25 protein-coding genes are annotated in these 23820 nt (G+C 62.6%); 17 read left to right on the top strand and 8 right to left on the bottom strand.

Features of this window, described 5'->3' with window-relative positions; genetic code table 11:
* Position 1: 1 nt before the first annotated feature.
* The 6 genes from ACQ4WP_RS11865 to ACQ4WP_RS11840 are packed head-to-tail and all read left to right on the top strand — an operon-like array spanning position 2 to position 5758.
* Positions 2-1024 carry an ABC transporter substrate-binding protein gene (locus ACQ4WP_RS11865; protein WP_436520779.1) on the top strand — a complete coding sequence of 341 codons (1023 nt, stop codon included), beginning with the start codon at positions 2-4 and terminating at the stop codon, positions 1022-1024.
* A gap of 21 nt (positions 1025-1045) precedes the next feature.
* The gene (locus tag ACQ4WP_RS11860) at positions 1046-1885 is read left to right on the top strand and encodes an ABC transporter permease (protein WP_071075234.1); all 840 of its coding nucleotides are present in this window, start codon (positions 1046-1048) and stop codon (positions 1883-1885) included.
* The gene (locus ACQ4WP_RS11855; RefSeq protein ID WP_071075235.1) at positions 1882-2661 is read left to right on the top strand and encodes an ABC transporter permease; all 780 of its coding nucleotides are present in this window, start codon (positions 1882-1884) and stop codon (positions 2659-2661) included. Before ACQ4WP_RS11860 ends, ACQ4WP_RS11855 begins: the two co-directional genes overlap by 4 nt.
* Before the next feature lie 13 nt (positions 2662-2674).
* Positions 2675-3706, top strand: coding sequence for an ABC transporter ATP-binding protein (locus ACQ4WP_RS11850; protein WP_436520776.1), 1032 nt, complete (start codon positions 2675-2677; stop codon positions 3704-3706).
* Positions 3707-3726: 20 nt separating this feature from the next.
* Positions 3727-4671, top strand: coding sequence for a nucleoside hydrolase (locus tag ACQ4WP_RS11845; protein WP_436520774.1), 945 nt, complete (start codon positions 3727-3729; stop codon positions 4669-4671).
* A 25-nt stretch (positions 4672-4696) separates the two neighbouring features.
* Positions 4697-5758, top strand: coding sequence for an adenosine deaminase family protein (locus tag ACQ4WP_RS11840; RefSeq protein ID WP_436520772.1), 1062 nt, complete (start codon positions 4697-4699; stop codon positions 5756-5758).
* Here the strand turns inward: ACQ4WP_RS11840 and ACQ4WP_RS11835 are convergent.
* Positions 5755-7137, bottom strand: coding sequence for a short-chain fatty acyl-CoA regulator family protein (locus ACQ4WP_RS11835; RefSeq protein ID WP_436520770.1), 1383 nt, complete (start codon positions 7135-7137; stop codon positions 5755-5757). The genes ACQ4WP_RS11840 and ACQ4WP_RS11835 overlap by 4 nt on opposite strands.
* 157 nt (positions 7138-7294) lie before the next feature.
* On the opposite strand from ACQ4WP_RS11835, the gene ACQ4WP_RS11830 reads away from it, so the two are divergent.
* The 5 genes from ACQ4WP_RS11830 to mmsB are packed head-to-tail and all read left to right on the top strand — an operon-like array spanning position 7295 to position 12937.
* A complete protein-coding gene (locus ACQ4WP_RS11830; RefSeq protein WP_436520768.1) occupies positions 7295-8815 on the top strand; it encodes a CoA-acylating methylmalonate-semialdehyde dehydrogenase in 1521 nt (506 codons plus the stop codon).
* A gap of 9 nt (positions 8816-8824) precedes the next feature.
* Complete coding sequence (locus ACQ4WP_RS11825; protein WP_071075240.1) at positions 8825-9985, top strand: acyl-CoA dehydrogenase family protein; 1161 nt, start codon at positions 8825-8827, stop codon at positions 9983-9985.
* The gene (locus ACQ4WP_RS11820; RefSeq protein ID WP_099403951.1) at positions 9982-10767 is read left to right on the top strand and encodes an enoyl-CoA hydratase; all 786 of its coding nucleotides are present in this window, start codon (positions 9982-9984) and stop codon (positions 10765-10767) included. The genes ACQ4WP_RS11825 and ACQ4WP_RS11820 overlap by 4 nt, the downstream gene beginning before the upstream one ends.
* Positions 10760-11914, top strand: coding sequence for an enoyl-CoA hydratase/isomerase family protein (locus ACQ4WP_RS11815; RefSeq protein WP_436520766.1), 1155 nt, complete (start codon positions 10760-10762; stop codon positions 11912-11914). The genes ACQ4WP_RS11820 and ACQ4WP_RS11815 overlap by 8 nt, the downstream gene beginning before the upstream one ends.
* Positions 11915-11935: 21 nt before the next feature.
* A complete protein-coding gene (mmsB, locus tag ACQ4WP_RS11810) occupies positions 11936-12937 on the top strand; it encodes a 3-hydroxyisobutyrate dehydrogenase (protein WP_436520764.1) in 1002 nt (333 codons plus the stop codon).
* A gap of 186 nt (positions 12938-13123) precedes the next feature.
* Here the strand turns inward: mmsB and ACQ4WP_RS11805 are convergent, their stop codons facing one another.
* Together ACQ4WP_RS11805 and ACQ4WP_RS11800 are read right to left on the bottom strand one after the other, a co-directional pair.
* Positions 13124-13705 (bottom strand): hypothetical protein, encoded by a 582-nt coding sequence (locus ACQ4WP_RS11805; RefSeq protein WP_436520762.1) that lies wholly within the window; start codon positions 13703-13705, stop codon positions 13124-13126.
* A 36-nt stretch (positions 13706-13741) separates the two neighbouring features.
* Positions 13742-14341 (bottom strand): hypothetical protein, encoded by a 600-nt coding sequence (locus ACQ4WP_RS11800; RefSeq protein WP_436520760.1) that lies wholly within the window; start codon positions 14339-14341, stop codon positions 13742-13744.
* A gap of 244 nt (positions 14342-14585) precedes the next feature.
* Here ACQ4WP_RS11800 and ACQ4WP_RS11795 point away from each other — a divergent pair, with 244 nt between their 5' ends.
* The gene (locus ACQ4WP_RS11795) at positions 14586-15311 is read left to right on the top strand and encodes an HAD family hydrolase (RefSeq protein WP_436520758.1); all 726 of its coding nucleotides are present in this window, start codon (positions 14586-14588) and stop codon (positions 15309-15311) included.
* A gap of 104 nt (positions 15312-15415) precedes the next feature.
* Positions 15416-16432, top strand: coding sequence for a heat-inducible transcriptional repressor HrcA (hrcA, locus tag ACQ4WP_RS11790; RefSeq protein WP_436520756.1), 1017 nt, complete (start codon positions 15416-15418; stop codon positions 16430-16432).
* 48 nt (positions 16433-16480) lie between these two features.
* Here the strand turns inward: hrcA and fur are convergent, their stop codons facing one another.
* On the bottom strand, positions 16481-16912 hold the full coding sequence (fur, locus tag ACQ4WP_RS11785) for a ferric iron uptake transcriptional regulator (protein ID WP_099761922.1): 432 nt from the start codon (positions 16910-16912) through the stop codon (positions 16481-16483).
* Between the two features lie 195 nt (positions 16913-17107).
* On the opposite strand from fur, the gene ACQ4WP_RS11780 reads away from it, so the two are divergent.
* From ACQ4WP_RS11780 to ACQ4WP_RS11770, 3 genes are read left to right on the top strand one after another with little or no spacing between them, the layout of a single operon-like run.
* A complete protein-coding gene (locus ACQ4WP_RS11780) occupies positions 17108-17743 on the top strand; it encodes an outer membrane protein assembly factor BamE (RefSeq protein ID WP_436520952.1) in 636 nt (211 codons plus the stop codon).
* A gap of 19 nt (positions 17744-17762) precedes the next feature.
* Entirely contained in the window at positions 17763-18572 is an 810-nt protein-coding gene (gene dapB / locus ACQ4WP_RS11775) for a 4-hydroxy-tetrahydrodipicolinate reductase (RefSeq protein ID WP_436520754.1), read from the top strand.
* 8 nt (positions 18573-18580) lie between these two features.
* Positions 18581-18907, top strand: a complete 327-nt coding sequence (locus ACQ4WP_RS11770) for a barstar family protein (protein WP_436520752.1) — start codon at positions 18581-18583, stop codon at positions 18905-18907.
* Between the two features lie 53 nt (positions 18908-18960).
* Here the strand turns inward: ACQ4WP_RS11770 and ACQ4WP_RS11765 are convergent, their stop codons facing one another.
* Both ACQ4WP_RS11765 and ACQ4WP_RS11760 read right to left on the bottom strand, forming a co-directional pair.
* Positions 18961-20220: a CaiB/BaiF CoA transferase family protein gene (locus tag ACQ4WP_RS11765; protein WP_436520750.1), complete on the bottom strand. Its 1260-nt coding sequence runs from the start codon at positions 20218-20220 to the stop codon at positions 18961-18963.
* The gene (locus tag ACQ4WP_RS11760) at positions 20220-21398 is read right to left on the bottom strand and encodes an acyl-CoA dehydrogenase (protein WP_035822683.1); all 1179 of its coding nucleotides are present in this window, start codon (positions 21396-21398) and stop codon (positions 20220-20222) included. Before ACQ4WP_RS11760 ends, ACQ4WP_RS11765 begins: the two co-directional genes overlap by 1 nt.
* Before the next feature lie 159 nt (positions 21399-21557).
* On the opposite strand from ACQ4WP_RS11760, the gene ACQ4WP_RS11755 reads away from it, so the two are divergent.
* Positions 21558-22466, top strand: coding sequence for a LysR substrate-binding domain-containing protein (locus ACQ4WP_RS11755; protein WP_436520748.1), 909 nt, complete (start codon positions 21558-21560; stop codon positions 22464-22466).
* Between the two features lie 6 nt (positions 22467-22472).
* On the opposite strand, the gene ACQ4WP_RS11750 is transcribed toward ACQ4WP_RS11755, so the two are convergent.
* Positions 22473-22919, bottom strand: a complete 447-nt coding sequence (locus ACQ4WP_RS11750; protein ID WP_436520746.1) for a VOC family protein — start codon at positions 22917-22919, stop codon at positions 22473-22475.
* Positions 22916-23659 carry a DUF6597 domain-containing transcriptional factor gene (locus ACQ4WP_RS11745; RefSeq protein WP_436520744.1) on the bottom strand — a complete coding sequence of 248 codons (744 nt, stop codon included), beginning with the start codon at positions 23657-23659 and terminating at the stop codon, positions 22916-22918. Before ACQ4WP_RS11745 ends, ACQ4WP_RS11750 begins: the two co-directional genes overlap by 4 nt.
* Positions 23660-23820 lie beyond the last annotated feature (161 nt).

The following is a 23820-nucleotide window of genomic DNA, read 5'->3' as shown; positions in this document are numbered from 1 at the left end:
CTTGAAAAAGCACCTCATGTTGGCGTTGAGCCTAGGCTTGCTGGCCAACGCCGCCCACGCGGAAAAACGCGAGCTGGTCATTTCGGCCTATCCGATTGCCCAGCCCTTGTTCATGAAGTATGTGTACGAGCCGTTCAAGGCCAAATGCGCTTGCGATATCAAGGTGGAAACGGGGAATAACGCGGACCGCATCGCCAAGCTGGTGGTGCACAGCAAGAACCCGGTGATCGACTTGGTGCTGCTGTCCGATTCCGGCATGCTGGAAGCGGCGCAAAAGGGCGTGATCCAGCCCATGGATTACTCCAGGCTGAGCAATTACAAGGCCCTGTACGACGTGGCGAAAAACCCCATCGGCGGCAACTACGCCGTCGGCTACACCCTGTATTCGGTGGGCCTGGTGTACCGCAGCGACAAGATTGCCCCGCTGACGTCCTGGAAGGACCTGTGGCGCCCCGAACTGAAAGGCCGCGTGGCCTTCCCCGACGTGAGTACCACGCAGGGCCCGCTGATGTTGCGCATGGCCGATGCGGCCTGGGGCGGCAAGACGGACGACTATGCCACCGGCTTTGCCAAGATCGTCGGCATGAAGGGCAACGTCGTCACGTTCTCGAAAAACAGCGCGCAGCTGGCTGCCCTGTTCGCGCAAGATGAAATCTGGGCCGCGCCCGTGGCGCGTTTTACGTGGTCGCAAATGCTCAAGACGGGCCTGCCACTGAAGTGGAGCATCCCGGCCGAAGGCCAGGCGGCCGGCATGAACGTGATGGGCATCGTTGCCGGTTCGAAGAATGCGGACCTGGCGTACCAGCTGATGGATTTCTGGCTGTCCAAGGAAGTGCAGACGCAACTGGCGACCAACCTGGTCGACTCGCCCGTCAACAAGGATGTGCGCCTGTCGGTGGCAGCCGCGCAATTCAATACCTATGGCGCGGACCAGATCAGTTCGCTCAAGTTCGTCAAGCCGGAAACCATCCTCAAGCAGCGCAGTAACTGGATGACGCAGTGGAACAAGGCCATGAGCAAATAGTGGTGACGAGGAGAAAACACCATGTTTGCTGATCCAAAAAAGCGCCTGGGACTGCTGCTGGTCCTGCCGGCGCTGATCTTTATCGTCGTCTGCTTCCTGCTGCCCGTGCTGGCCTTGCTGGTCGACGCCTTCCGCGTCGGCGACGGCATGCAGTGGGGCGTCGACCGTTTCATTGAATTCTTCTCGCAGGAATTCAACCGCACCATCTTTTGGCGCACCCTGCGCATCGCCGCACTGGTGACTCTGGCGGCCATCATTCTCGGCTACCCGGCCGCGCAAGCCGTGGCGCGCGTGTCGCCAAAGTGGCGCGGGCTGGTGGTGGGCATGATGATCTTGCCGCTGATGGTCTCGCCGATTGCGCGTACCTACGCCTGGATCGTGTTGCTGGGCCGCAATGGTGCCCTCAACGCGGCGCTGGTCAACATGGGTTTCACGGACGAGCCGCTGCGCCTGCTGTTCAGCGAGTTCGCCGTGTTTGTCGGCCTGCTGCAATTGCTGCTGCCGCTGATGCTGATGTCGCTGGCGGGCGCGCTGGAAAACCTGCCGCGCGACGTGGAACCGGCCGCCGCCACCCTGGGCGCCAATCCATGGCAAGTGTTTTGCAAGGTCACCCTGCCGCTGACGCAGGAAGGCCTGGTGGTCGGCGGCACGCTGGTGTTTACGGGTTGCGTGACGGCCTATGTGACGCCGGCCCTCTTGGGTGGCACCAAGGTGCTGATGCTGGAAACCCTGCTGTACCAGAAGGTCAGCGTGGAGAGCGATTTTGGCGCGGCCAATGTCATCGCCGTCATCCTCGTCTGCATGACCCTGCTGGTCAACGCCGGCCTTAAACGTATTTCCTCGAGCCGGAGCTCCGTATGAAAGAAAGCCTGTTTTCACGTGCCGTTTTATGGCTGGTATTCCTGTTCCTGCTGGGGCCTTTCGCCATCGTCGTGCTGGCCGGTTTTAGCGGCGGCGAAACCCTGGCGTTCCCGCCCGAGTCGTACTCGCTGCGCTGGATCCTCGAAGTATGGGCGGCACCCGAGTTCCGCCGCGCCTTCCAGACCAGCCTGGAGATCGGCCTGATCGCCACCGTCATCGCGCTGTTGCTGGGCATTCCCGTCGCGTACGCGTTTTCGCGCATGCCGCCGCCCGGCATCGGCGTTATCCGCCAGATCCTGACGTCGCCGCTGATCATTCCCGCCATCCTGGTCGGCCTGGGCTTGCTGCACCACCTGGTCCTGACCATCAACGCGCCCGTGTACGTGGGCCTGTTGATCGGCCATATCGCGCTGCTGATCCCGTACTCGGTGCGCGTGGTGTACGCCAGCCTGGTGAATTTGCGCGTGGATATCGAGGATGCCGCCATCACGCTGGGCGCGTCGCGCCTGCGCGCATTCTTCATGATCGTGCTGCCGAATATCCGCAACGCCGTGATCGCCGCCTTCTTCCTCGCCTTCGTCACCTCGTTCAACCAGGTGCCCGTGTCGCTGTTCCTGACGGGACCGGGCATCAGCACCTTGCCCATCGAGATGCTGGGGCATATGGAAAACAGTTTCGATCCGTCGATCGCTGCCCTGTCGACCTTGCTGGTCTTGTTCACCATGGCCTTCGTGATGGTGACCGAGAAGGTGCTGGGCATTTCTAAATACATGTAAGAGGCAACATACGATGAGTTATCTGGAATTGCACAAGCTGAACCTCGGCTACGCCAAGAATACGACGTCCGTGAAAGACCTGGACTTGCACGTCGAGCAGGGCGAACTGATTTCCCTGCTGGGCCCCAGCGGCTGCGGCAAGACCACCACCATGCGCGCGATCGCCGGCCTGATGCCGCTGCAGTCGGGCCGCATCGTGCTCGACGGCCGCGAAATCGGCAAGCTGGCGCCGAACAAGCGCAATATCGGCATGGTGTTCCAGTCGTATGCGCTGTTCCCGCACCTGAACGTGTACGACAACATCGCCTTCGGCCTGCGCCTGCGCAAGGTCGCGCCGGCCCTGTTGAAAACCAAGGTGGAAGCCGTGATCGCGGCCGTGGGACTGACGGGGTTCGAGACGCGCTTGCCGGCCCAGATGTCGGGTGGCCAGCAGCAACGCGTGGCGCTGGCGCGCGCCATCGTCGTCGAACCGGCCCTGCTGCTGCTGGACGAACCGCTGTCGAACCTGGATGCCAAGCTGCGCGTGCAGATGCGCGCCGAGCTGCGCCGCATCCAGCGCGAACTGGGCATCACCATGCTGTACGTGACGCATGACCAGGAAGAAGCGCTGGCTTTGTCCGACCGTATCGTCGTCATGAACGGCGGCCGCATCGAGCAATTGGCCGCGCCGGAAGCCGTCTTCAATACGCCGTCGACGCGTTTTGTCGCCAACTTCATGGGCTTCGAGAACCTGTTCGATTACCGCGAAGGCGCGCTGCACCACGCGGGCGCCAGCCTGCCGTACACGTCCCCCGTCGCTGCCGGCACCACGCTGCTGGGCTGGCGTCCGGACAAGGTGCGCGTCTGCGCGCCGGACGACGCAGCTGGCCAATACCCGGGCAGCGTGCTGGCACGGGGCTTCCTGGGCGACACCGTCGAATACCTGCTGCAAACGCCGCTGGGCCAGGTCAAGGGCATTTGCGCGGCCGGTGGCGCCGCCTGGCGCGAAGGCTCGGCCGTGTCCTTCGTGCTGCCATCCGACAGCGCCCTGTGTTTGGCTGCTTGATGTTTTAACGTGAGAGCATCATGGACAAAACCTTGAAAAAAATCTGGCTCGATACCGATCCCGGTTTCGACGACTGGCTGACGATGTTGCTGCTGGATAGCAATCCCGACATCGAGTGGCTGGGCGTGAGCGTGGTGGCGGGCAATGCGCCTGTCGATATCACCTACGACAACGCCTTGCGCATCAAGGCCCATGATGGCTTGACGGTGCCCATTTATCGGGGTTGCGAAGAACCGCTGGCCGGCGTCATCGAGACGGCGCAACGCATCCTCGGCGACAGCGGCATGCCGACGACAGGCGAAATTTTGCCGCCTGGCGCCGCCAGCGACGCGGCAGGCCATGCCGTCGACGCGCTGATCGCCGCCGTGCGCGCCCACGCTGGCCAGATCACCATCATGGCCATCGCGCCGATGACCAACCTGGCGACCGCACTGACCCGTGCCCCCGATATCGCCGGCAAGATCGTCGAAATCATCCTGATGGGCGGCTCGACCGACCAGGGCAACCACACGGCGGCGGCCGAATTCAATATCTACGCCGACCCGGAAGCGGCCGCCCAGGTCTTCAAGTCCGGCATTGCGCTGCGCATGTTCGGTTTGAACCTGTGCCGCCAATTGCTGGTGACGAATGCGGAAGTGGAACGCCTGCGCGCCATCGGCACGCCGCGCGCGCAGCGTCTGGCCGGCTACCTGGAAGCGTATGTGCGCATCCGCAGCAGCGACGGTTCCGTGCCCATGCCCATGTACGACCCGGTGGTGGCCCTGTACCTGGAAGCGCCGCAGCTGTTCCAGTTCCAGCCGGCCCACGTGGCCATCGAATTGACGGGCGAACTGACGCGTGGCATGACGGTGTGCGAATTCCGCGTACCGCGCCGCGCCGCCATCAACACGCAGGTGGCGATGCTGGCCGATGGCCCGGCCGCCATCGAGCGCCTGATGCGCCGCCTGGCCGCCATTCTGGTCTGACCCACTTCACTACGAAACGAGCTTCATGTCTAATTCCCCCCTGAGCATCGAACAGTTTTTACGCTCCATGCCGAAAGTGGAGCTGCATTGCCACCTGTTTGGCACGGTGCGCCAGGCAACTTTCCGTGCGCTGGCGGCCAAGACGGGCAATGTCGTCACTCCCGAGGAAATCGACGCGTTCTATACGCGCGGCGACAAGCCCGTCGGCGTGCTGCGCGTGCTGCGCGCGCTCGATGCGCACCTGATCGTCTCGCCGACTGACCTGTACTGCCTCGCCTACGAATACCTGGAAGACGTGCATGGCCACGGCGTGCGCTATGCGGAGTTCTTCTGGAACCCGACCGGCACCGTGCGCGTCTCGGGCATCCGCTATGACGCGGCGCAAGACGCCATCGTGGCCGCCATCCGCGACGCGCAGCGCGACTTTGGCGTGATCGGCCGCCTGATCCCCAGCATCGACCGCGAAGCCGCTCCCGCGGAAGCCGTGCAGATGGTGGAATGGATGAAGGCGCACCGCGCGCCGGAAGTGATCGGCATCGGCATCGACTACCGCGAAAACGACCGTCCGCCGGAACTCTTCATCGAAGCCTACCGCGCCGCCCGTGAGGCAGGTTTCAAGTGCACGGCGCACGCGGGTGAATTCGGCATGCCGTGGATGAACGTGGCGACGGCGATTGACGAATTGCAGGTGGACCGCGTCGACCATGGCTACACGATCGTCGATAATCCTCAACTGGCGCAGCGCTGCGTGGAGCGGGGACTGGTGTTTACCGTGGTGCCGACCAATTCGTATTATCTGCGCACCCTGGCGCCCGAACGCTGGGCCCTCGATCACCCGATCCGCGCCATGGCCAAGCTGGGCTTGAAACTGCATCCGAACACGGACGACCCGACCCTGCACCACGTGACGCCGACAGGCGCCTGGATGATGATGCGCGAATTCGGTTTCGGCCTGGACGACATGCGCGGCTTCATGTTGAATGGCCTCGATGCGGCCTGGATAGCCGAGTCCACGCGGCGCGATTGGCGCGTGGAGTTTACGCGCGAGTTCGATGCGCTGCGTGCCAGGATCGCCGACGCGTCCTAAGCCGAGACGGGCGGCGGCAGTAGCAGAGAAGGAAACGCCCGCTGCGGACACGCCTGCCGCTCGCACACCTTGCAACCCGTGCCGATGGGCGTGGCGCTGCTGGGATCATGCAAATCGAGTCCCTTTGAGTAAATCAGCCGGTGCGCCTGCGAGATGTCGCAGCCCAGCGCCACGGCAAAGGTCTTGCCGGGCGCCCGGAAGCCGGGCGAGGCCGTGCTGACCTGGCGCGCGATCCACAGATAGGTGCAGCCGTCTGGCATGCTGGCCACTTGCGTCAGCACCTGGCCCGGATGGCTGAAGGCGTCGTACACGATCCACAGGGGGCAGGTGCCGCCCACCCTTGAAAAGTGAAAGTCCGTGGCCGACTGGCGCTTTGAGACATTGCCCGCGCGGTCGACGCGTACAAAGAAAAATGGCAATCCCGCAGCCTCGGGGCGCTGCATGGTGCTCAGGCGGTGGCACACGGCTTCGAAACCCACGCCGAACTGGTGCGCCAGGCGCTCGATATCGTAGGCGCGCGTTTCCGCCGCCTGCAGGAAGCGTTGATACGGCATCAACAGGGCGCCCGCGAAATAATTGGAAAACGCCAGGCGCGCGCTCGTTTGCGCGGCCGCGCCGGAGAGTCCCGCCGCCAGCACCAGGGCGTCGATCAGGTCGCTGTGCTCGAGCAGGCTGATTTGCGCCGCCATCTGGAAGGCGCGCTGACCGCCCGTCAGGGTGTCGGGCAGCCACAGGATGTGTTGCTGGGCGTCAAAGCGGTGCTTGCGCACCATGCCCGCGTCGCCATCGGACAGTTGCACCTGGATGCCGTGGCGCGCCAGCAAGCGGCTTTGCAGCGCGTCGAGCGTACGCAGGGCGGGATCGAATTCACCGGCCACGAGCTCTGCGGCCCGGTCCAGTTCATCGATATAGTTTTGCCGCCGGTTCAGGTATTCGCGCACTTCCTCGTCCGTGGAGGGCGCGGCCGAGCTGGCGCCGCGGCTGCCGTCATCGAGGCGCGCGGCCAGGGTATCGGCCCGCTCCGCCATCACCCGGTAACGCCGCTGCAGCAGCAGGATGGAGCGCGCCAGTTCCGGCATGTTTTCCACCAGCATCTTGAGCTCGGCCATCGAGGTGGGCGGCGCGTCGGGCAATTCGCCGAACACGTCGCGCACGTCGGCCACCAGGCTGGCGCTGTCGTGTTCGGAGAAAATTTGGGGATCCACTCCCAGCACTGTGCCGATGCGCAACAGAATCGGCACCGTCAGCGGACGCTGGTTGCGCTCCATCTGGTTCAGGTAGCTGGGCGAGATGCCCAGGGCCTTGGCCAGCGCCACCTGCGTCATGCGCCGTTCCTCGCGCAGGCGCTGCAGGCGCACGCCCATGAAAACCTTCGCCATCGCGTTTCCTCTTCCCCAGTTTGTGGAATCTGCAAATTTACAATATTTGCAGATTAACAGATTCAGCTTTGCATTATCTCGCATTTTCACGCCTTGTTTGCGGCGGAGATTGTGCGAATAATGCAAACAGACCACTACCCACACCAGGAGACACCGAGTGACCACGCAAAACGCTGCTACTATTAATGTTCCGACTGTTCCACTGCTGATCAATGGCGAGTGGGTTGAATCCCAAACCACCGTCTGGCGCGATGTCGTCAACCCTGCCACGCAGGAAGTATTGGCGCGTGTGCCGTTCGCCACGCCGGACGAAGTCAATGCCGCCATCGCCTCCGCCCAGCGCGCCTTCAAGACCTGGCGCAAGACGCCCATCGGCGCGCGCGCACGCATTTTCCTGAAATTGCAGCAGCTGATCCGCGAAAATATGGCCGATCTGGCCGCCACGCTCACCATGGAACAGGGCAAGACCCTGCTCGACGCGGAAGGCGACGTCTTCCGCGGCCTGGAAGTGGTGGAGCACGCCGCCAACATCGGCACCCTGCAGATGGGCGAATATGCGCAAAATGTGGCCGGCGGCGTCGATACCTACAGCGTGATGCAGCCGTTGGGCGTGTGCGCCGGCATTACTCCATTCAACTTCCCCGCCATGATCCCCCTGTGGATGTTCCCGATGGCAATTGCCTGCGGCAATACCTTCGTGCTGAAACCATCGGAGCAAGATCCGCTCGTGACGGAGAAGCTCGTGCGCCTGGCCTTGCAGGCAGGCATTCCTGCTGGCGTGCTGAACGTCATTCACGGCGGCGAAGACGTGGTCAATGCCCTGTGCGACCACCCGGACATCAAGGCCATCTCGTTTGTCGGTTCCAGCAAGGTGGGCACGCATGTGTATCAACGTGCCAGCCTGAACGGCAAGCGCGCGCAATGCATGATGGGCGCCAAGAACCATGCCGTCGTCTTGCCAGACGCCAATAAAGAACAGACCCTGAACCAGTTGCTGGGTGCGGGCTTCGGCGCGGCCGGCCAGCGCTGCATGGCCGCATCGGTGGCCGTGCTGGTGGGCGAGGCGCGCGAGTGGCTGCCGGAACTGGCCGCCAAGGCGCAGACCCTGACGGTCGGCGCGGGCAAGGACAATCCCGACCTGGGTCCTGTCATTTCCTGTGCGGCGAAAGAGCGCGTCTTCAGCCTGGTCGCCAAGGGCATCGAGCAGGGCGCCGTGCTGACCCTGGATGGCCGCGACGTCAAGGTCGATGGCTATCCGAACGGCAACTTCGTCGGTCCGACGATCTTGTCCGGCGTGAAACCCGGCATGGTCGTGTATGACCAGGAAATCTTTGGCCCCGTCTTGATCGTCGTCGAAGTCGATACCCTGGACGAAGCCATCGCCCTGGTGAACGCGAATCCGAACGGCAACGGCACGGCGCTGTTCACGCAAAGCGGCGCGGCCGCACGCTATTTCCAGGAAGAAATCGACGTGGGCCAGGTCGGCATCAACGTGCCCATTCCCGTGCCCGTCCCGCTGTTCAGCTTCACGGGTTCGCGCGGCTCGAAACTGGGCGATCTGGGTCCGTTCGGCAAGCAGGTCGTGCTGTTCTACACGCAGACGCAAACCATCACCCAGCGCTGGTTCACGGATGCGGCCTCGGTGGGCAAGGTCAACACCACCATCAGCCTCAAATAAGGAGCCGGCATGGACTTTGAACTGAGCGACGAGCAGCGCGAGTTCCAGCAGGCGGCGCGCGCGTTTGCCGAAGGCGAACTGGCGCCGCACGCGGCGCACTGGGATGCGGAATCGATTTTCCCAGTGGAAACCATCGCCAAGGCGGGCGAGATGGGCTTTTGCGGCCTGTACACGCCGCAGCGCTGGGGCGGCCTGGGCTTGAGCCGCCAGGATGCGGCCATCGTCTTCGAGGAGCTGGCCGGCGGTTGCACCTCGACCACGGCCTACATCACCATCCACAACATGGCCACCTGGATGCTGTCGCGCTGGGGTCAGGAAGCCCTGTGCGACGAGTGGGTGCCGGCCCTGGCAGCCGGCCAGAAGCTGGCCAGCTATTGCCTGACGGAACCGCAGTCCGGTTCCGACGCAGCGTCCTTGCGCACCAAAGCCGTCAGGGATGGCGATTTCTACGTGCTCGACGGTACGAAAGCGTTTATCTCCGGCGCGGGCCAGACGGACATGCTGATCGTCATGGCGCGCACGGGCGGCGAGGGTGCTGCCGGGATTTCTGCCTTTGCCGTGCCGGCGAATCTGCCCGGCATCGTGTATGGCAAGAAAGAGGAAAAGATGGGCTGGAACAGCCAGCCCACGCGCATCATCAGCTTTGACCAGGTGAAAGTGCCTGTCGGCAACTTGCTGGGCGCGGAAGGCGAAGGCTTTGCCATCGCCATGAAGGGCATCGATGGCGGGCGCATCAACATTGCCGTGTGCTCGGTGGGCACGGCGCAAGCGGCCCTCACGCGGGCGCAGGCGTACATGAAGGAGCGCACGCAGTTCGGCCGCGAGCTGGCGCAATTCCAGGCCTTGCAATTCAAGCTGGCCGACATGCTGACGGAACTGGTGGCGGCGCGCCAGATGGTGCGCCTGGCGGCCTGGAAACTGGATCAGGAAAGCCCGGACGCCACGGCGTATTGCGCCATGGCCAAACGTTTCGCTACGGATGTGGGCTTCAATGTGGCCAACGATGCGCTGCAGCTGCACGGCGGCTACGGCTACATCCGCGAGTATCCGCTCGAGCGCCACGTGCGCGACACGCGGGTGCACCAGATCCTGGAAGGGACGAATGAAATCATGCGCCTGATCGTCGCGCGAGCGATTTTGAAAGACGGCGCCACGGAGACCTTACGATGAGCAAAGTGTATACCAACCTGCTGCTGGAACGCCGTGGCCATACGGCCCTGGTGACCCTCGACAACCCGCCCGCCCACACGTGGACCCTGGCCAGCCTGAACGCGCTGACGCAACTGGTGGCCGACCTGAATGCCGACCCGGACGTGTATGCGCTGGTGATCACGGGCGGTGGCGCCAAGTTCTTCTCGGCCGGCGCCGACCTGAAAGTGTTTGCCGATGGTAACAAGGACACGGCGTTTGCCATGGCCGCCGCTTTTGGCGAGGCCTTCGAAGCGCTGTCTGCGTTTCGCGGCGTCAGCATCGCCGCCATCAATGGCTATGCCATGGGCGGCGGGCTCGAATGCGCGCTCGCTTGCGACATCCGCATTGCCGAGGAGCATGCGCAGATGGCCTTGCCGGAAGCGTCCGTCGGCTTGTTGCCGTGCGCGGGCGGCACGCAGCACTTGCCGTGGCTGGTGGGCGAAGGCTGGGCCAAGCGCATGATTTTATGTGGCGAGCGCGTCGATGCGGCCAAGGCCCTGGCCATCGGCTTGGTCGAGGAAGTCGTGCCAACGGGCAAGGCCGCCGCCACGGCGCTGGCCCTGGCCGCCAAGGTGGCGCGCCAGAGCCCCAGCAGCGTGACGGCGTGCAAGACCCTGATCCAGGGTGCGCGCAGCCATCCATTGGTCAATTCCTTGCCCGATGAACGCACCCTGTTCCTGGGCTTGTTCGATACGCAAGACCAGAAAGAGGGCGTGCAAGCGTTCCTGGAAAAACGTCCGGCGGAGTGGCGCAATGGCTGAAACCTTGGGTGAAATCGTGGCTGAAACCTTGCTTGAAACCGTGAAAATCGAGGAACGCGACTGTCCCGGCGGCATGAAGCTGGGTGTCATCACCCTCGACGCGCCGAAATCGCTGCATGCCTTGACCCTGGACATGATCCGCGCCATCGATGGGGCCTTGGTGCGCTGGGCCGGTGACGACGCCATCGCCTGCGTGGTGCTGCAATCGTCGACCGACAAGGCCTTTTGCGCAGGCGGCGATGTGCGCAGCCTGCGTTCGGCCGTGGCCGAGCAGCCGGGCATCGTGCCGAACCCGCAGGCGCTGGCTTTCTTTGCCGAGGAATACCGGCTCGACCACCGCATCCATACCTATGCAAAGCCGCTGCTGGTGTGGGGCGGCGGCATCGTCATGGGCGGCGGCCTGGGCTTGATGGCGGGCGCCAGCCATCGCGTGGTGACGGAAAGCACGCGCATCGCCATGCCGGAAATTACGATTGGCCTGTTCCCCGACGTGGGCGGCAGCTGGTTCCTGGGCCGCATGCCGGGGCGCTGCGGCCTGTTCCTGGGCTTGACGGGCGCGCCGATGAACGCGGCCGATGCCCTGTTCACGGGCTTGGGCGACTATTTTCTGCACCAGGAGGAGCGCGCCATGGTGCTCGATGCGCTGGCGCTGGCACAATGGCAAGCCAGCCCGCAGGCCAATCACCAGCAGTTGACCCGCTTGCTGCGCGGCTTCTCGGCGCCCACGTCCATGCTGCCCGTCTCCGAAGTGCGCGCCAACTTCGACGCCATCGCCGCGCTGACGCAAGCGCCCACCTTGCCTGAAGTGGTGGTGGCCATCGCCGCGTATGACGGTGATTCGGCCTGGCTGCAAAAGGCTGCCCACTCGCTGGACAAGGGCGCACCCAGCTCGGCCGCCCTGGTATGGGCCATGCGCGAGCGCACTCTTCACATGAGTTTGGCGCAAGTGTTTCAGCTGGAATTGATTGTCGCCGTGCAATGTTGCGCCCATGCGGACTTCAGCGAAGGCGTACGCGCCTTGCTGATCGACAAGGACAACGCGCCGCAATGGCAGCCGGCCAGCCTGGCCGACGTCAGCGCAACGTATCTCAATGAATATTTTGCCGCGCCGTGGAGCACGCATCCGCTGGCCGACCTACCCATTTAAACATTTAAGTAGTGCATAAAAATGCTCAGGGCTAGGCGCCTTGCCGAAGGCAGTACGACCAGTACGACTAGGCAAGGCAACAACGCCATGGGATTTTTTAGGCGCTACAGGAGACATTGTATGCAACATATCGCTTTCATCGGCCTGGGCAACATGGGCGCGCCGATGGCCCGCAACCTGGTGGCCGCCGGCTTCCATGTGTCCGTATTCGACCTGGCGCCGGCGGCCGTGGCCTCGCTGGTTGAGGCGGGCGCCACGGCGGCCGCATCGGCCAGCGCGGCCGTGCAGACGGCAGACGCCGTCATCACCATGTTGCCTGCCAACAAGCACGTGCAGGAACTGTACCTGGCGGCTGGCGGCGTGCTGGACTCGGCCAAGCCTGGCGCCCTGTTCATCGATTGCAGCACCATCGCTGCCGATGTGGCGCGCCAGGTGGCGCAGGCAGCCAGCGAGCGGGGTTTTGCTATGCTCGATGCGCCCGTCTCGGGCGGCACGGCGGGCGCGGCGGCCGGCACCTTGACCTTCATCGTCGGTGGCAGCGAAGCGGCCTTGCAGCAGGCGCGGCCCCTGCTGGAAAAGATGGGCAAGAACATCTTCCATGCGGGCGAGGCGGGCGCGGGGCAGGTAGCGAAAATTTGCAACAACATGCTGCTGGGCATCTTGATGGCCGGTACGGCCGAGGCGCTGAACCTGGGCGTGGCGCATGGCCTGGACCCGAAAGTGTTGTCCGACATCATGGCCAAGAGTTCGGGCCGCAACTGGACCCTGGAAGTGTACAACCCGTGGCCCGGCGTCATGGAGGGCACGCCCGCGTCGCGCAATTACACTGGCGGCTTCGGCACCGCGCTGATGCTGAAAGACCTGGGCCTGGCGCAGCAGTCGGCCTTGTCAGCAAACGCGCCCACGCCACTGGGCGGCCTGGTGCGCCAGCTGTACCAGATGCATGCGCAAGCCGGTTATGCGCAGCAGGATTTCTCCAGCATCGTGCAAATGCTGCAGCCCGGGTTGAGCAAACCCGTTTGAGAAATTTTGGGCAAAAAAAAGCCCGCTGGTAAAAGCGGGCTAAATCCAATTCTTGGAAGAGTTGGAGGAGACAGATGCATTATGCTGCATCGCCACATATAACTCCAATTTATATTTTGAATATCAATTATTGATTTCAGTGATATCTCTTCCCGGTAGCCGCATGGCGGCTACCGTTCCTGCAACTCAGACCGGATTACAGGCGATCTTCACCGACGTCACATTCGCTTCGCCCATGGTGCCGCCGCCGGTGCCCGGCTGTACCTTGCACTCCAGACCCTTAGGCTGGGCGGAGACGCTGATGGCATAGGTGCTGCCATAGTCGACAGAGCCGGCCATGGTAAAGGTCGTGGCGTCCTTGGCCACCGTTGTTATTGCACTACCGTTAATCAGCACCAGGCCGTCCACCGTCAGGCCGGAAACCGTGCCGCCCACTGTATATCTGTTTTGCGAGCAAGTAACAGCGGCACTGATGTTGATGTAATGGCCAGCCGAACCGGAGCCGCCACTGATGCCGCAAGTCATGTGGGCAGGCTGGGTTTGCACGGTGATGTTGTAGTCGGTGCCATAGTCGATGCGTTTGATAAATGTGAACGCGGTCTTTCCGGATGGAACCGGGAGGGTGTCGCCGCCGTTGGCCAGGACCAGGCCGTCGGTGTTCAAGTTGCTGATGGTGCCACTGACATCATACGAGGCCTTGCCGCCGCAAGCGGCCAGTCCCAGGGTCAGCAGCAGCGCGGCGAGTGGGCGCAGGCAGGATAACTTCATGTATTTCTCCAAAAAATAGGTGACGGATCGCAAGGATTACTGCGGTGTGCAGTCAAGTGTGGCCGCGGTCGTAGCGGCAGAGCCCATCGTGCCGACCGTATCGCTGCCGTCGGCACTCTTTGAACCCTGGAAGCGGCACGTCAGGCCCGTTGGCTGAGTCAGTATGGAAATGCCGTATGCGGCGCCGTCAGCTACCTTTTCGAATGTGTAGGAGGTGACGCCAGCCAGTGGGCTGGTGCCGTTAGGGCCCATCACCAGGCGCAAGCCGCCAGCGGTCAGGCCCGTGATCGTGCCGCTCAGCGGGTAGGTATTGGTCTGGCAGCTCACTAAGGCAGTGCTCACGGAATAGCTCGATGCCTTGCCGCTGCCGTTGGTAATACTGCAAACGGCGCCCTTTGGTTGCTGCACAATGGTGATGTCGTAGCGGTCATCGGTCTTGATCAGTTTGGTGAAAACAAACTGGCCCTGGCCCGCAGGAACCGGCAAGCGTTCCCCATCATTCAAGAGAATCAGGCCATCCTTGGCCAGGCCGCTGACTGTGCCTTGCAGATACAGGTTGCCGCCGCTGCCGCCGCAGGCTGCCAGTGTGACGGCGCAAGCCGCCGCCAGCATCGAGCGCAGGTACAAATTTTTCATACATTCTCCAAAACGAATTAGGTTGGGTAGCGCAACGCGGACGCTGGCGCCGCATTGGAATGGCGCCTATTTTAGTCTATCTGGCAAGCTGGATGATCTTGCCTTGTATCACCCTGTAACAATTTTTCGCCGGGAAGCGCTGGCCCGGCCCCATTTCATAGGGGCGCAGCCATGCCGGCGGCGGCGATCAGTGCGACAATAGATGCAGGCTGCGCATCGTGGCGCGGCATCCACCGTGAGTCCCATGTCCCTTGCCCCTGTAAAACCCGCCGTGCCGCCCAAGGCCATCCTGTTCGACCTCGACGATACCTTGTGGCCCATCGCGCCCGTGATTGCCGCCGCCGAAACCCTGCTGCACGACTGGCTGGCCACGCATGCGCCCAAGGTCGCGCAGCAGTTTTCCATCGAGGTGCTGCGCCAGCACCGTCTGGCCATGCTCAAGGAACAACCGCATTTCCATGGCAACCTGATCGAGTTGCGCCGCGCCGGTTTGCTGGCCGCCTTCGAGGCTGCCGGCGAGGATGCCTCCCTGGTCGAGCAGGCCATCGTGCAATTCCTGGCCGCGCGCAACCGCGTCCAGCCGTATGACGACGTCTTGCCTGGCCTGGCCTGGATGCGCCAGCGCATGCTGGTCGGCTCCATCTCGAATGGCAATGCGGACCTTGACATTATCGGCCTGGCGCAGCATTTCAAGGTGTCCATCGCCGCCAGCGAGTTTGGCGTGGCCAAGCCCGATGCCAGCATCTTCCTGGCCGCTTGCGCCGCGCTGGACGTGGCGCCCCATGAAGCCGTGTATGTGGGGGACGACCTGTATTTCGACGTGACGGGAGCGCAAGGGGCGGGCATGCGCGCCGTCTGGATGAACCGCAAGGGCAGCGACGCCCACCTGGCCGCCGGCGTGCAGCCCGACGCCATCTGCGCCAACTTTGACGAGTTGCTGCTGTGGCTGCAGCAGCAACTGGAAGATTGATCGCCGCCGGACGGGCGAACGTGCATAATGGGTGCTTCGGTCGCTTTCGTTGCCGCGTGCCTAAAGAATACTTGCTTAAAAAATACTTGCTTAAATAAAACACCATGCAACTCGATACACGTGCCCAAACACTGCTGAAAGCCCTGGTCGAGCGATATATCGCCGACGGCCTGCCGGTCGGTTCGCGCGCCTTGTCGAAAATCTCCGGCCTGGAGCTGTCGCCGGCCACGATCCGCAACATCATGGCTGACCTGGAAGAACTCGGTTATGTCTCCAGTCCGCATACCTCGGCCGGACGCATTCCCACGCCGCGCGGCTACCGCATTTTTGTCGACACCTTGCTGACCGTCCGGCATCTGGATGAGCACATGGTGGAGTCGCGCATGCGCCTGCAGACGCCGCAGCCGCAGAAAACCATCGCCAACGCGGCGCAGATGCTGTCGTCGCTGTCGCAGTTTGCCGGCGTTGTGCTCAGTCCGCGCCGGGAATCCGTGTTCCAGCAAATTGAATTCCTGCGCCTGTCCGAAAAGCGCATCCTGCTCGTCATCGTTGCCCCGGGCGGCGACGTGCAGAACCGCCTGCTGTTGACGGAGGCCGACTACACGCCGGCGCAACTGGTGCAATCGGCCAATTACATCAACCAGAATTATGGCGGTCTGTCGTTCGATGCCGTGCGCGTGCGCCTGCAGGGCGAATTGCGCCAGCTGCGCGACGACATGGGCAGCCTGATGCAGGCGGCCGTGGAAGCGGGCAGCGAAGCGATGGCCGATCATAGCGATGACATGGTGATTTCCGGCGAACGCAACTTGCTCAGCGTGAGTGATCTGTCATCGAACATGCATTCACTGCGCCAGATGTTTGACATGTTCGAGCAAAAAACGGGCTTGATGCAGCTGCTCGACGTGTCGAGCAAGGCGACGGGCGTGCAGATTTTCATCGGCGGTGAATCGAACCTGGTGCCGATGGATGAGATGAGCGTGGTGACGGCGCCGTATGAGGTCAACGGCAAGATCGTGGGAACGTTGGGGGTGATCGGACCGACGCGCATGGCGTACGAGCGCGTCATTCCGATCGTCGATATCACGGCCAAGTTGCTGTCAAGCGCGCTCAGCCATCATTGATGCTGCTCAATGCTGCGCCAGCCGCCCCATGGGAGCGGCCGGCAAGCGTCAGGCGGTTTTGTGCGGGCAAGCCGTCTTGATGCAGTTGCCGTAGATGGCCAAGGCGTGTTCGGCAATTTTGAAGCCACGCTCTTCAGCCACTTTTTGCTGGCGGATTTCGATCTCTTCGTCGAAGAATTCTTCGACCCGGCCACAGTCGAGGCACACCAGGTGATCGTGGTGGGAACCTTCGTTGAGCTCGAAAATAGCCTTGCCGGTTTCAAAATGGTTGCGGTTGAGCAAACCTGCTTGTTCAAATTGCGTCAGGACACGGTAGACAGTTGCCAAACCGACATCCATATTGTCGGCCAGCAGAATTTTATAGACGTCTTCTGCTGTCAGGTGGCGTACCGGGCTACTCTGGAAGATATCGAGTATCTTCAGGCGTGGCAGGGTGGCTTTCAGGCCGCTTGCCTTGAGATCACTAGGATTGTTACTCATGTTTGTTGCTCGTATGTGGGTCAGGTGCTTTATCATATAGCGTTTTGTCGGGGAGTGCCAAAATATGCATTTTTTGGCAGGCCGGTCACTCCTGGCGTTTTGTTCATCCAATTGAGGTCATTTATGCGCGTAACACCGGCTGTATTGCCATCTCTCTGGCACCGTATTTCATTTCGAGCACCAGTCGTGGCAGGCATGGTCTGTGTCGCGCTCGCCATGTCCGGCTGCGCCAGCCGTGGCATCCTTGGCGAAAAGCCGGCCGCCAGCCAAAAAGAAGGCAAGGAGCTGGTCCCCGAGCTGGGCGCACAAACGACCACCGTTACGCCGCTGCAAAAATTCATGTGGTTTTTCTCGCCGTATCGTCCTGACATTCAACAAGGCAACTTTGTCTCCGAAGAGATGCTGGCCCAGTTGAAAGTGGGCATGACGCGCGACCAGGTGCGTTTCGTCCTCGGCACCTCCCTGCTGACCGATATCTTCCATGCCGACCGCTGGGATTACCCATTCCGCCTGGCACGGGGCAGTGGCGAAACCACCAGCAGCCGCGTGGTCGTGTACTTTGGCAAGGATGGCAAAGTTGAACGTTTCGAAGGCGGCAACTTGCCGACGGAGAAAGAATACATCGACCGTATCGCCGGTCCGTCGCCGTTCGTCAAGGTCGCCAAGGCCGATGTGCCTGCCGCCGTCGTGCCATCGCCCGTGGCGCCGAGCGCCGTGCCCGTGCCAGCCGATGCCGCCCCCGCTATTCCTGTGAGCAAGCCTGACGTTGCACCGGCACCTGCAACGATCCCTGCCGCCGAAGCTGCACCGACTGCCGAACCCACCAAATAAGTTGCTGTAAGAGAATAAAATGACTGAACTGAAAATTGCCATCGCTGGCGCCAGCGGCCGCATGGGCCATATCCTGATCGAAGCGGTCAGCAATGCGCCTGACGCCGTGCTCGCTGGCGCGCTCGACCGTGTAGGTTCGCCCTCCATCGGCCAGGATGCTGCCGCCTTTCTCGGCAAGCCTGCCGGCGTCCTGATCGAGTCAAGCCTGGCCACCGGCCTGGCCGGCGCCGATTACCTGATCGACTTCACGCGTCCCGAAGGCACCTTGCAGCACTTGGCGTATTGCGCCGAGCACGGCATCAAGATGATCATCGGCACCACCGGTTTCGATGATGCGGGCAAGGCTGCCATTGCCGCCGCCGCCGAAAAGACGGCCATCATGTTCGCGCCGAACATGAGCGTGGGCGTGAATGTCACCATGAAGTTGCTGGAACTGGCCGCGAAAAGCCTGTCCGAAGGCTACGACATTGAAATTATCGAAGCGCATCACCGCCACAAGGTCGACGCGCCATCGGGCACCGCCCTGCAAATGGGTGAAGTGGTGGCCGGCGCCCTGGGCCGCGACCTGAAGGAATGCGCCGTGTACGGCCGCGAAGGCGTGACGGGCGAACGCGATCCGTCGACCATCGGCTTTGCCACCATCCGCGGCGGCGATATCGTGGGCGACCATACGGTGCTGTTTGCCGGCATCGGCGAGCGTATCGAGATCAGCCACAAGTCGAGCAGCCGCGTCACCTATGCCCACGGCGCCCTGCGCGCTGCGCGTTTCCTGGCCGACAAGCCGACCGGCCTGTTCGACATGCAGGATGTGCTGTCGCTGAAGAACTGAGGAACACTATGGCCACTGCCATCCTGAATGGAAAAGACATCACCGACGCAGCGAGCTTTCACGCGCAATGCGTGCCAGCCTTCGGTTTCCCTGAATTCTACGGCAACAGCATGGATGCCTGGGTCGATTGCCTCAGCTACCTGCGCGACGAAGACGGCATGAGCAAGTTTCGTTTGAAGCCGAACGAAGTGCTGGAAATCGTCGTGCAAGACGCGGAGGCAATGAAGGCGCAGGCGCCGGACTTGCTGGAAGAAATCACGTTCTGTATCGCCGGCATCAATGAGCGTTACGAAGACTATGGCGAAAAGCCGGCGCTGAAACTGGTGCTGAAATAACGCTGAAGACATAAAAAACGCCGGACAGTTTTGCAACTGCCCGGCGTTTTTCTTTAGACGACCTTGCGTTCGCGCAAGCCGTCGATCTGGCCGCTATCGAGCCCCAACCACTGCTGCAGCACTTCCTGCGTATGCTGGCCCAGCAACGGTGGCGGCAAGCGGTATTGCACCGGCGAGCCGGACAGGCGCACGGGATTGGCCACCAGCGCCACCGTGCCTGCCGTCGGATGCGGCATTTCCACTTTCAAGCCACGCGCCACTACTTGCGGGTCGGCAAAGACCTGGTCGATGCGGTTGACGGGGCCGCACGGCACGGCTTGCGCCTCGAAGGCGCTGATCCACTCGGCCGTTGTGCGCATGACCGTGGTCTGGCGCATCAAGGGAATCAAGATCGCCCGGTGCGCCACGCGCTGCGGATTGGTCATGAAACGCTCGTCCTGCGCCCATTCCGGGTGGCCGGCGACGGCGCAAAAGCGCGAAAACTGCCCGTCGTTGCCGATCGCCAAAATCATGTCGCCATCGGCCGTGGGAAAGTCTTGATATGGAACAATGTTCGGATGTGCATTGCCCATGCGCTGGGGCACCTTGCCGCCGCACAGGTAATTGGCTGCCTGGTTGCCCAGCGCCGCTACTTGCACGTCCAGCAAGGCCAGGTCGATATGCTGGCCCAGGCCCGAGCGCTCGCGTTCGGCCAGCGCCGCCTGCACGGCGATGGTGGCGTACAGGCCCGTCATGATGTCCGTTTGCGCCACGCCCACTTTTTGCGGCCCGGCGCCCGGCTGGCCATCGGGCACGCCCGTGATGCTCATCAAGCCGCCCATGCCCTGGATCAAAAAGTCATAGCCGGCGCGCGCCGCATACGGCCCGTCCTGGCCGAAGCCCGTGATGGAGCAGTAGACGAGGCGCGGGTTGAGCGCCAAGAGGCTGGCCGCATCGAGGCCATATTGCTTCAAGCCGCCCAGCTTGAAATTTTCCAGCAGCACGTCCGCCTCTTGCGCCAGCTGGCGCACGAGGGCTTGCCCTTCAGGGGCGGCCAGGTCGATGCACAGCGAGCGCTTGTTGCGGTTGGCGCACTGGAAGTAGGCGGCCTCGGCGGTATCGCGGCCGTCTTCATCTTTCAGATAGGGAGGACCCCAGGAGCGCGTATCGTCGCCGCGGCCCGGTTGTTCAACCTTGACCACGTCGGCGCCCAGGTCGGCCAGCAATTGCCCGGCCCACGGACCAGCCAGCACGCGCGACAGGTCCAGCACGCGCAAGCCGACCAATGGCGCGGGCCGCAGGGTGGCGGCGAAGGTGGAAGCCAAGGCGTCCATTAGTTGAAGGCGGCGATGCCGGTGATGGCGCGGCCGATGATCAGCGCGTGCACGTCGTGCGTGCCTTCATAGGTGTTGACCACTTCCAGGTTGACCAGGTGGCGGATGACGCCGAACTCGTCGGAAATGCCGTTGCCGCCCATCATGTCGCGCGCCACGCGGGCAATATCGAGCGCCTTGCCGCAGCTGTTGCGTTTCATGATCGAGGTGATTTCCACGGCAGGCGAACCCTCATCCTTCATGCGGCCCAGGCGCAAGCAGCCTTGCAAGCCCATGGTGATTTCCGTCAGCATGTCCGCCAGTTTCTTTTGCACTAGCTGGTTCGCAGCCAATGGGCGGCCGAATTGCTGGCGGTCCATGGTGTACTGGCGTGCCTTCAGGTAGCAGTCTTCCGCCGCGCCCAGCGCGCCCCAGGCGATGCCGTAGCGGGCGCTGTTCAGGCATGTAAATGGACCCTTCAAGCCGCGCACGTCGGGGAAGGCATTTTCTTCCGGGCAAAATACTTCATCCATGACGATTTCACCGGTGATGCTGGTGCGTAAGCCCACCTTGCCGTGGATTTCCGGCGCCGACAGGCCTTTCCAGCCTTTTTCCAGCACGAAACCGCGGATCGCGCCTTCATCATCCTTGGCCCAGACGACGAACACGTCGGCGATAGGGCTGTTGGTGATCCACATCTTGGCGCCCGACAGGCTGTAGCCGCCTGGCACCTTGCGCGCGCGCGTGACCATGCTGCCCGGGTCGGAGCCGTGGTTTGGTTCCGTCAGGCCGAAGCAGCCGATGAATTCGCCCGTCGCCAGTTTCGGCAGGTATTTCTGTTTGGTTTCTTCGTTGCCGAAGGCATTGATCGGCACCATCACCAGCGACGATTGCACGCTCATCATCGAGCGGTAACCCGAATCGACGCGCTCGACTTCGCGCGCGGCCAAGCCGTAGCAAACGTAGTTCAGGCCGGCGCCGCCGTATTCTTCGGGTATCGTCGTGCCCAGCAAGCCCAGCTCGCCCATTTCGCGGAAGATGGCGGCGTCCGTGCGGCCATGGCGGAACGATTCGAGCACGCGTGGCACCAGGCTGCCTTGGCAATAGTCGCGGGCCGCTTCCAGCACGGCGCGTTCGTCGCCCGTCAGTTGTTCTTCCAGCAGCAGGGGGGAATTCCAGTCGAATACGGTTTTGCTCATCACAGGCCTCGCAGGTGAGCGCCGGTGATCGGCGCAAGATTGAATATGGCTCATGGTAGGTTTTTGCCTAGCCTTGCGCAAACGATTTTTTCGCACCCAGACATGCGCGTTACGCATATCTTGCGGCATACTAGGGTCTTTAACCGGCCGGCTACCCCCATGTCACGCAAAATTCCCATGCTGCAAGCTTTAAATTGTTTCGAGGCGGCCGCGCGCCACCAGAGCTACACACATGCAGCGCTTGAATTGTCGTTGACGCAAAGCGCCGTGTCGCGGCAGATATCTTCCTTGGAAACCTTTCTTGGTGTGCAACTATTCCAGCGCACGCGCCATGGCGTATTGCTGACCAGCGCCGGCGCCGCGTATGCGCGGCAGATCGCGGCGCGCCTCGATGGCCTGGAGCGCGACACGCTCGACACCATGGCGCGCCAGGGCGGTGGCGGCGCCCTGCAGCTCGCGTCCGTGCCCACCTTTGCCACGCGCTGGCTGATGCCGCGGCTGGCCAGTTTTGCCAGAGAACAGCCGGACATCGTCGTGCATATCGATGCGTATACAAAGCCGTTCATGTTTGCCGATACGGAATATGACTGCGCCCTGTATGCGGGTACGCCCGAGCAATTGGCACGCTGGCCCGGCACGCGCGCCACCTTGCTGATGCATGAAGAAATCGTGCCCGTCGCCAGCCCGCGCCTGCTGGCGGCGCGCAGCCATTGGCGGCCGCAGGATTTGCTGGAACTGACCTTGTTGCAACAAAGTACGCGCCCGGGCGCCTGGCGCCAGTGGTTTGACGCCATGCAGGTCGAGGGGGAGGGGCGCGATGGAGCGCACTACGGCGCCCGCTACGAACTGTTTTCCATGCTGGCCATGGCGGCCGTGCAAGGGCAAGGCGCGGTCTTGCTGCCGCGCATGCTGGTCGAAGCGGAACTGGCGCGTGGCGAACTGCGCATCGTATGTGAACGCCCACTGCGCGGGCAGCGTGCGTATTACCTGATTACGCCCGAAACGGCGCATGAAAAGACGGCCTTGCAACAATTCCGTGCATGGCTGCAAGGCGAGGCTGCCGCTTAAAGCAACTTAACGTACCTTGGCCGTATCGAAATGGGGATTGTCGATGAAGCCGATCTGGTTGCCGAACGGGTCGAGCAATTCCACAGTGCGGATGCCGTCGCCCACATCCGTGATCGGATGGTGCAGGCTGCCCCCCAGCGCGATGACGCGCTCGACTTCTTGTTCGATGCCGTCCACGCCCCAGTACGTCACGCTGCCCTGCGTGCCCGGTTCACCGCCCGGCATCAGCCCAAGCTCGAAGCCGCCGATGGCAAAACCCACATAAAACGGCTGGTCGAAATACGGCGCCGTGTTGAATACCTGGCTGTACCAGGCCTTGGCCTTGTCCAGGTCGGGGACGGGATAGGTGACGGTGCGCAAGCCCTTGATCATGTTCTGCTCCTGATGAATGAAGAATGACGCCATCATGCCACCGGCGCGCGGCGCGCGATTGGAAAAATGGAAGGTGCTCAAGCGCGCCGGCCCGTCAGCCACGCCTCGGGCGAACTGCGGGCGAAATCCTGGAAGTCGTGGATCAAGTGCGACTGGTCGAAATAGCCGTATTGCAAGGCGACTTGCGCCCAGTCCGGCTGTCCCGCCAGGCTTTGCATGCCGGCGCTGGCAGCGCGAAAACGGCAGATACGGGCAAATAATTTCGGGCTGATGCCGACTTGCTGGCGAAATTGCAGCGCCAGGTGCTGGCGCGACACGCCCAGTTGCTGCGCCAGGCCATCCACGCGCACCTGGCCGGATGCTGCTTCGATGGCCGCGATGGCGTATTCGGCCGCGCCGGCCTGGCGCAGTGGCGGCGCGGTGCGCAGGCGCAACAGCAGATAATCCTGCAAGATGGCGATGCGTTGCAGGTTGGACAAGGGCGCGCTCCACAGGGCGTCGCCCAGGCGCGCCGCCAGTTCGCGGCCCCACAATTGCTGCAATCCCGTGCGGCCATCGCTGAGTTCGCACAAGGGCAGCTGGAAGAAACGGGCCGCCTTGCCCGGCTTGAAGCGGGCCGCCACCGTCTGCACTAGCCCCTGGCTGACGACGGCAACCGGCACCGTCATCATGCCGACGGCAAAGCTGGCATCTTGCTGGTCCTGGCACAGGATGTCGATGCAATTGTCGGGCAAGACCTGGTGCGTCAGGGGCGTGGCGCCCGTTTGCACGCGGCACGTCCAGACGCAGTCCAGCCAGGGCCGCAGGGCGGGGATGGGCATATATTCCTGGTAGACGATCATGGCCGGACTTGAAGTAAAGAACAAGATTGCGTATATATTACACAGCATAATTGCGCGCCTGCCAAAATATGCCAGCCCGGGCCGCCAGCGCGCCGCGCTATCGGGTGGCGACAACCAGTATAATGCTCGGTTCATATCCA

Source organism: Janthinobacterium lyxosi, from assembly GCF_051380665.1.
In the GTDB taxonomy this organism is placed as follows: domain Bacteria; phylum Pseudomonadota; class Gammaproteobacteria; order Burkholderiales; family Burkholderiaceae_D; genus Janthinobacterium.
Note: the sequence above shows the minus strand (reverse complement) of the source record. Positions and strands in the feature narration are given on the sequence as shown.